The sequence below is a fragment of the Pseudomonas laurylsulfatiphila genome, assembly GCF_002934665.1.
In the GTDB taxonomy this organism is placed as follows: Bacteria; Pseudomonadota; Gammaproteobacteria; order Pseudomonadales; family Pseudomonadaceae; genus Aquipseudomonas; species Aquipseudomonas laurylsulfatiphila.
Genome location: NZ_NIRS01000003.1, coordinates 578,653 through 591,442 on the forward strand (window position 1 = coordinate 578,653; position 12,790 = coordinate 591,442).

Annotated in this window: 9 protein-coding genes; 7 read left to right on the forward strand and 2 right to left on the reverse strand. The window is 62.5% G+C overall.

The window, feature by feature from the left end; all coding sequences use genetic code 11:
• Positions 1-58: 58 nt before the first annotated feature.
• Positions 59-1,489, reverse strand: a complete 1,431-nt coding sequence (gene sbcB, locus CD175_RS13150) for an exodeoxyribonuclease I (RefSeq protein WP_104449229.1) — start codon at positions 1,487-1,489, stop codon at positions 59-61.
• A gap of 199 nt (positions 1,490-1,688) precedes the next feature.
• Here sbcB and CD175_RS13155 point away from each other — a divergent pair, with 199 nt between their 5' ends.
• From CD175_RS13155 to CD175_RS13185, 7 genes are all read left to right on the forward strand, one after another.
• The gene (locus tag CD175_RS13155) at positions 1,689-2,414 is read left to right on the forward strand and encodes an RDD family protein (RefSeq protein ID WP_104449230.1); all 726 of its coding nucleotides are present in this window, start codon (positions 1,689-1,691) and stop codon (positions 2,412-2,414) included.
• Complete coding sequence (locus CD175_RS13160; RefSeq protein ID WP_104449231.1) at positions 2,411-3,388, forward strand: stage II sporulation protein M; 978 nt, start codon at positions 2,411-2,413, stop codon at positions 3,386-3,388. Before CD175_RS13155 ends, CD175_RS13160 begins: the two co-directional genes overlap by 4 nt.
• Entirely contained in the window at positions 3,375-4,919 is a 1,545-nt protein-coding gene (locus CD175_RS13165) for a DUF4129 domain-containing protein (protein WP_104449232.1), read from the forward strand. Before CD175_RS13160 ends, CD175_RS13165 begins: the two co-directional genes overlap by 14 nt.
• Entirely contained in the window at positions 4,916-6,079 is a 1,164-nt protein-coding gene (locus CD175_RS13170) for a DUF4350 domain-containing protein (RefSeq protein WP_104449233.1), read from the forward strand. The genes CD175_RS13165 and CD175_RS13170 overlap by 4 nt, the downstream gene beginning before the upstream one ends.
• A 323-nt stretch (positions 6,080-6,402) precedes the next feature.
• Positions 6,403-8,124, forward strand: coding sequence for a type I secretion system permease/ATPase (locus tag CD175_RS13175; protein WP_104449234.1), 1,722 nt, complete (start codon positions 6,403-6,405; stop codon positions 8,122-8,124).
• A gap of 7 nt (positions 8,125-8,131) precedes the next feature.
• Positions 8,132-9,466 (forward strand): HlyD family type I secretion periplasmic adaptor subunit, encoded by a 1,335-nt coding sequence (locus tag CD175_RS13180; RefSeq protein ID WP_104449235.1) that lies wholly within the window; start codon positions 8,132-8,134, stop codon positions 9,464-9,466.
• A complete protein-coding gene (locus tag CD175_RS13185; RefSeq protein WP_104449236.1) occupies positions 9,463-10,791 on the forward strand; it encodes a TolC family outer membrane protein in 1,329 nt (442 codons plus the stop codon). Before CD175_RS13180 ends, CD175_RS13185 begins: the two co-directional genes overlap by 4 nt.
• 119 nt (positions 10,792-10,910) lie before the next feature.
• Here CD175_RS13185 and CD175_RS13190 read toward each other — a convergent pair whose 3' ends face one another.
• Positions 10,911-12,746 (reverse strand): O-linked N-acetylglucosamine transferase, SPINDLY family protein, encoded by a 1,836-nt coding sequence (locus tag CD175_RS13190; RefSeq protein ID WP_104449439.1) that lies wholly within the window; start codon positions 12,744-12,746, stop codon positions 10,911-10,913.
• Positions 12,747-12,790: the final 44 nt, after the last annotated feature.

The following is a 12,790-nucleotide window of genomic DNA, read 5'->3' on the forward strand; positions in this document are numbered from 1 at the left end:
CGCCAGCAAATGCTGGCGTTATTTTTTGCGGGGTATTTAAGCCCTGGCATGTTCGATTTCAAAGACACAAACGCTGGCGCAGTCCCTGGACATAATCCTGCCACTCACTGAGCACCCCCTGCTGAAACGGCGTAGCACTAACACTCAACTGGGCCGCGGCTTCTACAAAACTTTCAAGGGTATTTGGCGCCCCCCACTCGGGTTCCGACAAACGTTTCTGACAGAATATTCGCCAGCGCTCTTGCTCCTCGGCATTCAACGTATCGGGAAAGTTGCGTGCGCGATATCGAAACAATAATTCAGGCAAGCGTTCGTCATCGAAAGGCCACTGCTCTTGTGCCAACTGCATCGGGTCAACGGTTCTGACTTGTTCGCACAAACGCCGGTCCCGATCACCGATGAATCCATCGTATAACTGTTGCTCCGGATCCTGGCTCTGGGAAAAATCTTCGCGGGCATAAATCGCCAGGACTTTATCCAGCCAAACTTTCCGCGCGTCATTTAGCCGCAACACCCGCTGCTGATACAGCGCCATGTCCAGCCCCAGACGCTGTTGATCTTCTTGACGAAGTACCGACAACGGAGCCACCACCGGGCACTTGTTGATGTGAATCAGCTTCAACGGCACCGGCAACTCCCCCTCGGCCAGTTCGTCGTGGCGGGTATACAAGCGCTGACGCAAACTTTCGGCATCCAGATCGAGCAGGCCCTGGGGGTCGAGGTGCAGGTCACAGACAATCAGAGCGTTCTTGTTGCGCGGGTGCCAGGCCAGCGGCAACACCACCCCCACATAGCTGCGCGCCGCCGAAAAGCGCCCGGAAACATGCACCAGCGGTTGCAGCAGGCGTATCTGGTCCATGACTTTTTGCTTGCTGCGCAGTTGAAACAGCCAGGCGTAGAGCTTTGGCTGTTTTTCCCGAATGAGGCGCGCCAGGGCAATCGTCGCGCGAACGTCCGACAGTGCCTCGTGGGCATTGCCGTGATCGATGCCGTTGGCCGCAGTCAGGCGTTCGAGCTTGAGCGTGACCTGCCCTTCGTCATCCGTCGGCCATTGCAGGCCATCGGGGCGCAAGGCATAAGCGGCACGCACCACATCGATCAGATCCCAGCGGCTGTTGCCGCCCTGCCATTCCCGCGCATAAGGGTCGAAAAAGTTTCGGTACAGGCTGTAGCGGGTCATCTCGTCATCGAAACGTAGCGTGTTGTACCCCGCGCCACAGGTGCCCGGTGCCGCGAGCTGGGCATGCACCCGGGTCATGAAATCGGCTTCGCTCAAACCCTGTGCCTGCAGTTGCCCGGGCGTGATTCCCGTGATCGCACAAGCGGCCGGGTGCGGCAGGATGTCGTCACTGGGCTGGCAGTAAAGATTGACCGGCTCGTCGATTTCATTGAGATCGAAGTCGGTGCGCAGGCCGGCCATTTGCAACGGACGGTCGCAACGGGGATTGATGCCAGTGGTTTCGTAGTCGTACCAGAAGATGGAGGTCACGGGCGATTCCTGAACTGAAGATCGGCAAAGTCTAGGCGTTCACCTCCCGCCACGGCCAGTAGTCTGTCATTCAAGCACCTTGCGCGGCTCACCATGCAATACATAGTTATGTCGTTTCCCCCCGCCCCCGCCCCTCGAATAGGCTGCTAGCATCGAATGGATACACAATCCCGATCCAGGCCACATCATCAGGTTGCCCATGCTCGAGACCACAGCACAGCCACGGAATGCGCCGCTGTCACCGCCACTGGACACGCGGTACCAGGTCGAAACGCCGGAGGGCGTCGACCTGCCACTGCGCCCGGCCGGGTTGATGGTTCGTGCGCTGGCGTTCGCCATCGATCTTGGTTTGCGCAGCCTAGTCCTCGGTGCGCTGTTCATTGCGCTGGCGATGCTCGGCAAATTGGGCGCCGGGCTCGGGTCGATCCTGCTGTTCGGGGTGAGCTGGTGGTACATGGTGCTGTTCGAGGTGCTCAACCAGGGTCGTTCGCCGGGCAAGCAATGGATGGGACTGCGGGTGGTGCACGACGATGGCACCCCGGTCGGCTGGTCCGCTTCGCTGCTGCGCAACCTGTTGCGCGTTGTCGACTTGTTGCCCTTCGGTTACTTCCTCGGGGCCATCAGCTGCCTGCAACACCCCCACTTCAAGCGCCTTGGCGATATCACCGCCGGGACCCTGGTGATCTACCGCGAACACTCGCACACCCGACCCGAACTCCCCGAAGCCCAGCCCCGCCGCACGGCATTTGCCCTGACGCTCAGCGAGCAACGGGCCATCCTCGGGTTTGCCGAGCGCCAGGGCGAACTCTCCCGGCAGCGGACCGATGAACTGGCTGCCATTCTCGCCCAACCCTTGCAAGTCCCGGCCGCGCAGGCGGTGACCGAGCTCAACGGCATCGCCCGCGGCTTGTTGGGGCCGACATGAAGCAAAGCCTTTTCGAACGTCGGCACAAGGCCGAGTGGGAACGTTTCTGCGGGCTGCTCGATCAGTTGGAACGGGACGGCAAGGCCACCGACGCGGGCAGTTTCCCGAAGGACTACCGGCGCCTCTGCCAACACCTGGCACTGGCACGGGAGCGTGGCTACAGCAGTTTTCTGGTCGACTCGTTGCAGCAACACGTGCTGCGCGGGCATCAACAGCTTTACCGTCACCGCAGTCGCCTGGGGGCCAATGCGCTGGCTTTCATCCTCGCGGATTTCCCGCGCCTGGTGCGCGAACAGTGGCGTTTCGTGCTCGCCGCCAGCCTGATGTTCTTTGTCAGCCTAGCCGGTTTCGCGCTGCTGGTGTACCTGTTCCCGGACCTGATCTACAACCTGATCCCCGCCGAACAGGTCAGCGAAATGCAAAGCATGTACGACCCCGTTGCCGGCCACCTCGGGCGCACGGCGGAACGGGCCGCCAGTGAAGACTGGGTGATGTTCGGCTATTACATCATGCACAACATCGGCATTGCCTTTCAGACCTTCGCCAGCGGTTTGCTGTTCGGCCTGGGCAGCGTGTTCTTCCTGATTTTCAACGGCCTGATGATTGGTGCGGTGGCCGGGCACCTGACCTACGTCGGCTACGGGCAGACCTTCTGGTCATTCGTGATCGGCCATGGCGCTTTCGAACTCAGCGCCATCGCCCTGGCAGGCGCCGCCGGTCTGAAGCTGGGCTGGGCGTTGGTCGCCCCGGGGCGCCTGTCCCGTGCCGAGTCCTTGCGATTGGCGGCGCGCAAGAGCGTGTTGCTGATCTGCGGGGTCATGCTGTTTCTGTTGATCGCGGCGTTTATCGAGGCCTACTGGTCATCGATGACTCGCCCGTCACCCCAGACCAAGTACCTGGTCGGCGCGGCACTCTGGTTGCTGGTCGTGGTTTATCTCGTATTCGCCGGACGTCGCCGCCATGCGCCTGAATGACGCCAGCGTGGTCATTCGCCCGCGCTCGACCTGGGAAGCCATGGACCTCGGCGTGCTCCTGAGCCAGCGCCACCGACACCTGTTAATGACCAGTTGGGCTTTGCTTACGTTGCCGGTGTTCGCGTTGCTAAGTTGGGGGCTCTGGGACTGGCCTTCTCTCGCCGTGTTGATTTTCTGGTGGTTGAAACCGGCATTCGACCGCCTGCCCTTGTACATCCTGTCCAAAGCCATGTTCGGCGAGACACCCACGCTCAAGCAGGCCCTGCGGCAATGGCCGCGACTGCTCAAAGGGCAATTGCTGGCCAGCCTGACCTGGCGACGCCTGAGTCTGCAGCGCAGTTTCGTGATGCCGGTGGCGCAACTCGAAGGCCTCGACGGACAACAGCGCCAGCAGCGTTTAGAGGTGCTGTTGCAGCGGGACTCCAGCGCCGCACGCTGGCTGACGATCATCGGCGCGCACCTGGAAGGCGCGCTGTGGATCGGCTTGATGGTGCTGTTCTATCTGCTGTTGCCGCAACAGGTCGCGCTGGACTGGAGCTGGCAGACGCTGATCTCTGCGGCCACCCAGGACTGGCGCTGGCTGGAACACCTGACCAACCTGTTTTATGCACTGGTTCTGGTGGTCTGGGAGCCGATCTATGTCGCCTGCGGTTTCAGCCTTTATTTGAACCGGCGCACCGTGCTGGAGGCCTGGGATATCGAACTGGTGTTCCGCCGGATGCGCCAGCGTCTGATCAGTGCAAGCAGCGCGCTGTTGATCGCCGTGATGTTGCTGATGTCACCCACACACAGCGTGTGGGCCGCCGAACCGGCCATTTCACCCGACAGCCCGCGCCTGCTGGACCAGCCCCTGAACACCCAAGTCGCCAGGGACAACATCAAGACGATCCTCGAACAGCCGCCCTTCAAGAACCGGGAAGCGGTGACACGCTATCGCTTCAGCGAAGACCCGCCGGGCGCTGAAGCGTCGGGCGACGGGCAGACACCGCAATGGTTGAAGTCCCTGTTGAAGCTATTTGAGGGACAGCACTTCAGAGCCTTGGCGGACCTGATTGAAATCGCGCTGTGGGGCATCGTCATCGGTGCTGTCGGTCTGTTGATCTGGCGCTATCGCGATTGGGTGCAGGCGTTCGTCAGCCGGCGACCAACCCTCGGCGCCAAAGCCGTGCGCCCCTTGCCGCAGCAGGCGTTTGGCCTGGACCTCAAGCCCGAGTCCCTGCCCGCCGACATTGCCGCCCGCGCCGAAAGCCTCTGGCAAAGCCATCCGCGCGAAGCCCTCGGCTTGCTCTATCGCGCCCTGCTCAGCCGCCTGTCGCACGATTTCAACATCGCGCTCGAGGCCGCCGACACTGAAGGACAGGTGCTGCAGCGCATCGAGCAATTACAGCAACCGGCCTTGCTGGCCTACAGCAAAAACCTGACCGGGCACTGGCAAGGCATGGCCTACGGTCACCGCCTGCCCCCCGAACAGGTGCGACAGGAACTGTGTGACGGCTGGCGCATGTTGTTCGATCCGGAGGCGCTCCATTGAGTCGGCGCCGGGGGACGATCGCCATTGCACTGCTCGCCGTGCTGGTGACGGCGCTGGGTGTTTATCTGTACCTCAAGGGGACCCCTTATCAGGTCGAAATCGACCACGGCCCTTCTCCCGAGGCCAGGGCCAACCCTTACCTGGCGGCGCAGCTGTTCCTGCGTCAGCAAGGCCTGAGCGTCGATCACGCCAATGGCCTGGACATCCTGCCCAGCCTCGATCCGCATCGACACAGCCTGTTGTTGCTCGGGGACCGCTACAACATGACGCCACGGCAGATCGACCAGGTGATGAACTGGACCCGGGCCGGCGGGCGGCTGCTGTTCGTCGCCGAGTCGTTGTGGGATGAAAAACTCGGCCACAGCAATGACCTGCTACTTGACCGGGTACAACTGCGCCAGTCCTTGAGCAAAGACCTGAAGGAACCGCCACCGGATGTCGGTGACGATCCTTACCCACAACTGACCAAGCTCTATCTGGAAGACGAAGACGCCCCGGCCTATGCCGGTTTCGATACCGCCTTCCATCTCGAAGACCCGAAAAACCTCGCCCAGACCTGGGCCAACAGCGCCAGGGCGACGCACATGATGCAACTCGATTACGGACTAGGCTCGATCATCGTGGTCACCGACGCCGACCTGTGGAAAACCCCGGCCGTCGAGCAATACGACAACGCCTGGCTGCTCTGGTACCTGACCGCCGACACCCGCGTGACGCTGATCTTCAACACCGATCACGACAGCCTGCCGACCTTGCTGCTACGTTACTTCCCCCAGGCACTGGTCGCGTTGTTCGCCTTGATCGGCCTGGGTTTCTGGCACTTTGGCGTGCGTCAGGGGCCATTGCTGGAACCGGCACCGAAAGAACGCCGGCAACTGCAGGAGCACCTGCGCGCCAGTGCCGACTTCCTGTTGCGCCGCAACGGTCAAGCCGGCCTGCTGCAAGCCTTGCAGCAGGACATCCTGCGGCGCGTGCGACGTCGCCATCCCGGCTTTGAACAACTCGCCGTCGCCGAACAATGGTTGGTGCTCGCGCGCCTGACCGGCCAACCCACACGCGCTATCAGCCAGGCCATGAGCCCGCGTCCGAACCGCCGGCTTTCCAGTGTTGAATTCAGCCGTCAGGTCGCCCACCTGCAATCCCTGAGGAACGCCCTGTGATCCGGCACCGGGAAAGCGTTACGCATTGAGTTTGCAAGATGCCTTGAGAATCCGGCGCGATTCGACGCGCTCCAAAGGCGACTGCCTCAGCGCAGGAAGCGGGCTTGCCCATGCCCGCATCGAGCCGGTTGGGTGACTGCTCGTCGGCCCAACGAAAACCCACTCAAGATCGCCTCCTTCAAGCCGATGGAATAGAGGTGCCGACTGGCTTCAAGCAGTTCATTAACTAGGGGCAAAGTGCTAGCATCGGCCGCCGCGCAATGCACCCCGGGCATCAACATAACCGTCGTCTTTCCCAATGCTTTTTTCATCTTTCGGACTTTATGCGATTTTTCCTAGATCCCCAGCGAGATATTGATGCCGCGCTGCTACGTTATCGTCGACTGTTCGGCGTGTTGGCTCTGTTCAGCGGGGTGATCAACCTGCTGATGCTGGTCCCGTCCATCTACATGATGCAGGTTTTCGACCGCGTCCTGACCAGCCGCAATGAAACCACGCTGTTGATGCTGAGCCTGATCCTGCTCGGGTTCTTTGCCCTTGGCTGTGTGCTGGAGTGGGTGCGCGGCCAGGTGATGATCAAGATGAGCGCCGGCCTGGACACTCAGTTGGGCGAGCGGGTGTTCGATGCGGCGTTCGAGCGTAGCCTGAAGGAGCACAGCGCCAACCCGGCCCAGGTGCTGAGCGATTTGAACAGCATCCGACAGTTCGTCACCGGTCCGGCGCTGATTGCCATCTTCGATGCGCCGTGGCTGCCGATCTATGTCATCGCGACGTTCCTGTTCCATCCCTGGCTTGGGGTGTTCACGGTCATCGGCTCGCTGATCCTTGCCGGGCTGGGCGTCTGGAACGAGCTGACCACCCGCAAAAGCATGAGCGAAGCCAACCGTTTGTCCGTGGCGTCTTCCAGCTACGTGAACAGCACCTTGCAGAACGCCGAGGTGATTCAGGCGATGGGCATGCTCGCGCCCTTGCGCCAGCGCTGGTTCAACGTACAGCAGCGAGTCATTACCGAGCAGGGTGAGGCCAGTGACCGCAGCTCGCGGATCGCTGCGCTGACACGTTTTGTGCGCATGACCTGGCAATCGCTGGCCCTTGGCCTGGGGGCCATCCTGGTGATCGAGAACCAGATTTCCGCCGGGGTGATGATCGCCGTGTCGGTATTGCTGGGACGAGCCATGGCGCCGGCCGAGGCGCTGATCGGTTCGTGGAAGCAGATGGGGAACGCCAAGAGCAGCTACGAACGCTTGAACCGCCTGCTCAACGAATTCCCCAAGGCCGCGCCAGGCATGCCCCTGCCAGCGCCGACCGGAGCCCTGAGCATCGACCGCCTGGTGATCATCCCGCCGGGCATGCACAAGCCCGCGGTCAATGGCGTGACCATCAGCCTGGCCAAGGGCGAAGTACTGGCGATCATCGGTCCGAGCGCGTCAGGCAAGTCTTCCCTGGCACGCGCGATGGTCGGCATCTGGACCGCCAGGCAGGGCTCGGTACGCCTGGACAGCGCCGAGATCGGCCAGTGGTCGCGTGCGGCCCTCGGCCCGCACCTGGGTTACCTGCCCCAGGACATCGAGCTGTTCGATGGCAGCATCGCCGAAAACATCGCGCGCTTCGGCGAGGTGGACGCAGGCAAGGTCATCGCAGCGGCGCAACTGGCCGGTATCAACGAGATGATCCTGCACTTCCCCAAAGGCTATGACACCTTGCTCGGGACTGGCGGACTGGGGTTGTCCGGCGGTCAGAAGCAGCGCATCGGCCTGGCCCGCGCGTTATATGGCCAACCGGCGCTGGTGGTGCTCGACGAGCCCAACTCCAACCTCGACGATGCCGGTGAAGCGGCGCTGGTGCAGGCCGTGCGCAAGCTCAAGGCCGAAGGCTGCACCGTGGTGCTGGTCACCCACAGGCCGAGCATTCTCGGCGCGGTCGACAAGCTGTTGTTCCTCAAGGACGGCGTACAAACCCTGTTCGGCCCGCGTGACCAGGTGCTCAAGACCCTGGTGCCTGCGACACCGGCAAAAGCCGTCGAACCCCGCAATCAAGAAGCCTGAGGCGTCAATGCAACCCAGTTCGAGCGACATTTCGACCCCCGAGAACAAGCCCGATGCGGATGCCGCGGGCATTGCCAGGATCGGCGTGTGGTTTTTGCTCCTGAGCCTCGGCGGGTTCCTGCTCTGGGCCTGCCTGGCGCCGCTTGACCGCGGCGTGGTCGGTAGCGGCACAGTGGTGGTTTCCGGCGAGCGCAAGACCGTGCAGTCGCGCAATGGCGGCACGATCGACAACATCCTGGTCCGTGAAGGCGACCAGGTGCAGCAGGGGCAAGTGGTGATGCAGCTCAATACCGTCCAGGCCAAGTCGCAACTGGATGTCGCCCTGGGTCAGTGGCTCGGCGCCCGTGCCGTCGAGGATCGGCTGACGGCCGAACGCCTGAACCGCGACACCGTGCAGTGGTCCGCGGCATTGCTGGCCCGCGCCAGTGACCCGCGCGCCGTCGCGGCAATGGAGCTGCAAGGCTATCTGTTCGCCACCCGCCGTGCCGAACTGGCCAGCCGCATGCAAATCAGCCGGCACGAAATAGCCTCGCTCAAAGAACAGCTCCAGGGCTTCGAAGAGATCAAGCGCAACCACGCTGTACAGCTGCAATTCCAGGAGCAGGCGCTCAAGGGGCTGCGGGAACTGGCCCGTGAAGGTTATCTGCCACGCAACCGGCTGTTCGAAGCGGAAAGCAGTGCGGCGCAACTGGGCGCCCAATTGGCTTCGAGCGTTTCCGATATCGGCCGCACGCGCCAGGCGATCAATGAAAGCGAGCTCAAGGCGCTGCAACAGGGGCAGGTCTTTCGCAGCGACGCCGAGTCGCAATTGACCCAGGTCGTGGCGCAGACCTCGAGCCTGATCGACCAGATCAAGTCGTTGGAATTCGAAGTCAACAGCGCCGCCATCGTCGCGCCCGTCGCCGGCCAGGTGATGGGCATGACCGTGCACACCGTCGGCGGCGTCGCACCCGCGGGCCAGCGCCTGATGGACATTGTCCCGCAAGGCTCCAGCTGGTTGGTCAAGGCGCAATTCCCGCCGATGATGGCTGACCGGCTCAAGCCGGAGCTGCCGGTCGATCTGCGTTTCGGTTCGTTGCAACGGGTCCACACCCCGGTGATCGTCGGCAAGGTGCTCACGGTGTCGGCCGACCAGTTGATCGACGAACACACCGGTTCGCCCTACTTTTCGGTGGAGGTTTCGGTCAGCCCCGAGGCGATCATCCATCTGCGCGAGCTGGGCCTGGATGTCAAGCCTGGCATGCAGGCCGAAGTACTGGTCAAGACCGGCGAACGCACCCTTGCCAACTACTTGATGCAGCCGGTGACCGAACGTATGGCCGGCGCTTTCAAGGAAGAATGACCGTGTCCGTACGCATCGCCTTGCTACTCTCCGTGTTCTGCTCGTGCCGGCTGCTGGCGGCTGAAGCGCCGTTGTCACTGGTCGCCCTCTACGACGCCTCGCGACTCAACGATGCGACCTACCAGGTGGCCAACCATGACTTCGAGGCATCGCGCCAGGAAGAGGCTATCGGCCGCAGCGGCTTGCTGCCGCAGGTCGCCATCAACTCACGCTACGGCCAGGGCGGCCAGTTCGAAAAACAGTCACGGGCCAATAGCCAGGAGGATCAATACGCTTCCGACAGCATTGCCCTGTCGGTCATCCAGCCGCTGTTCGACAAAGGCCGCTGGGCCTCCTACGAGCAGGCCAAGGCGCGTGGGCAGTTGGGCGAAGTCCAGCACGAAGGCGCCGACCAGCAGCTGTTCGATCGCGTGGTGCAGGCCTATTTCGATCTCGCCCAGGTGGAAAACGAACTCAAGCTGACGATCCAGCAGAAAGCCTCGGTCGAAGAATTGGCCAAGCAATCCCGGCGCCTGTTCGAAGCCGGTGAAGGCAGCATCACCGACCTTGAAGAAGCGCAAGCCCGGCTCGATTCGATCCGCGCCCAGGAAATCCAGTTGCAGGCCCAGCATCGTGCGGCCCTGCGTAAGCTGGCGGGTCGCGCCGGGATTACCGTCAGCGAGATCCCGCAGATGCAGGAGCAGGCACCGGCCGCCGCCTTGCTTGCCCCCGAGCAGGACCTCGACTATTGGCTGATCAAGGCCGACCAGGCCGCGTCTGCACTGGGCGTCAGCCGTGCTTCGATCAAAGTGGCCGAAGCCAACCTCAAGCAGCAGAAGGCCGGGCACTACCCGACCGTGGCGCTGAGCGGCCGGCTGGCGCGGGTCGGCCAGAGCGACCTCAACGAAACGACCCAGCGCCAGTCGACATACTACGTGGGCGTCGTCATCGATATCCCGCTGTATCAGGGCGGCGGGGTCAGCGCCTCTTCCGAAAAAGCCCGCGCTGCCCTGGAGAGTGCCCGGTCCGGCTATGAGGTCCAGCTCCAGCAAATGAACGAGGACCTCGAGCTCAACTACCTGGGGGTGGTGGCGGGCTTCGAGAAGATCAAGGCCCTGGTGACGGCCGTGCGCTCCAGCCAGACCGCCCTGAAATCCGCGGAAAAAGGCTATGAGGCCGGCGTGCGCTCGACAGTCGACATCCTCGACGCCCAACAGCGCCTGTTCTCCTCCAAGCGTGACCTGCTCGATACCAAACTGGCGATGCTGCAAAGCTATGTCAACCTGCACACCCGCACCGGCCAGATGACCCGCAACGAGCTGGAAAAGGTCCAGGGGTTGTTCTGACTGTAGGAGCGAGCTTGCTCGCGATGGTCGTAAACGATAACGCGTGTTTACTGACTAAACGCAGCGCTTTCACATCCATCGCGAGCAAGCTCGCTCCTACATAATAGGATAGGAACAGCTCAGACCCGGCCCGGCGCCACACTGCTGATCGCGTCCTCGAAATCCCTGACGAAGCGTGGCGTGTCGAACAGCGCGGAGTGCTCGCGGCCCCGGTGCAGACGCTCACGCAAGCCGGGCAACAGGTCCGCTCGGGTCGCCAGTTCGACGGCACGCTCTTCGTACTCGGCCAGCGAGGTGGTGATCAGCTCCGGCAGGTCCAGCGCAGTCAGCAGGCTGCCGGCCATGCGCGAGGCAAAAGTACGTCCCGAGCGGGTCAATACCGGCAGGCCCATCCACAGGGCATCGTTGGCCGTGGTCCCGGCGTTGAACGGATACGCGTCGAGGAACAGATCCGCGGCACTGTAGCGGGCCAGGTATTGCGCCGGTGCGACCCGCGGGGCGAACAGCAGGCGTGCCGGATCCACGCCATGCGCCTCGGCCCTGGCGCAGAGGTTTTCCTGGGCCCACTGGTTGTCGGCCAGCAGCCATAACACACTGTCGGGGGCGCGCTGCAGGATACGCATCCAGCAGTCGAACACTTCTTCGTTGAACTTGTAGTTGTTGTTGAACGAGCAAAACACGAAACGCTCTTGTGGCAAGCCGCACTCGGCGCGGGTCGGCAACGCCGCAACAGGTCGCTGGCGGTCGCTGCACTGGTAGATCTGCGCCAGGTACAGCGGTGTTTCACTGTAGTACGCCTTCTCGCTGTCGGGGATCAGGTAGCGATCGGCGATGACATAGTCGATGCCCGGCAGGCCGGTCGACCCGGGAAAGCCCAGGTACGTCATCTGCACCGCAGCCGGGCGGTATGCCGGAATGTCCGGACGGGCCCCGGACGTCAGCCCGTGCAGGTCGATGAGGATATCGATCTCATGGTTGCGGATGCATTGCGCGGCAGCGGCGTCATCCATGGCGTCGATGCGCACGAAGTGATCCATGGCCTGCCTGACCCGCTCGCGCAGGGCCGAACCGTCTTCGCGACTCCAGCAAAAACCGTACACCTCGAAGCGCTGCCGATCGATCAGCTCGAACAGCTCCACCGTCAGCAACGACACCGCATGCAGGCAGAAGTCCGAAGACAGGAAGCCGATGCGCAACTTCTGGTGGCCATAGCCCTGGACCGAAGCCAGGGCGGGTACCCGTACATTGACCCGCTCCTTGACGAAGTGCACCGCGGCGGCCAGTTGCAGGCCGGGGTCATCGCTGCCGGCGAGCAGCGCCAGGGGCGAGGACGCCTTGAGCAGGTCGCCACGGGTCAAGCCTGCCGGCGGCTCATAGACCGGCCACACGCATTGTTTCTGGCGCAAGTGCACCCAGTGCTGAATCACCTTGGGTTGATTCGGGTCGGCTTGCAGGCTGGTACGCAGGATGGCTTCGGATTTCTGCAACTGCCGGGTTTCCTCGAACAGGCGGCCCAGGTTGTTGCAAGTCATCAGGTACAGCTCGCGGCTTTGCGTGGCGTCGACCATGCGGTCATCGAGCATCGACTGCCAGATGGCCAGGGCCTCCTGCGGTTTGTTCTGACGCTCCAGCAGCGTCCCCAGGTTGAACCACGCCTGGGCGAATTCCGGGTTCTGGGCAATGGCGGCGCGATAGGCTGCCTCTGCGGCCTCGATCTGCCCCAGTTGCGACAGCGTGGTCCCCAGGTTGAACTGGATAATGTAATTGACCGACGAATGGCAGTGCTGCAGCCAGCGCTGGTAGAGCGTCGCGACATCGGCAATGCGCTGCGCGCCATTGAGCCGGTCTGCGGTTTCGAGCAACTTCATCGGTTCCAGAGCGATACCCTCGGCCAACTGCAGGGCTGCGGCCAGCACGACATCGAGGTTCGGGCTCTCAAGATTCTGTCTAAGCATTTGCGCGAAGTTCTCTTCCAATAAAAAAATACCGAGCTCTTTCG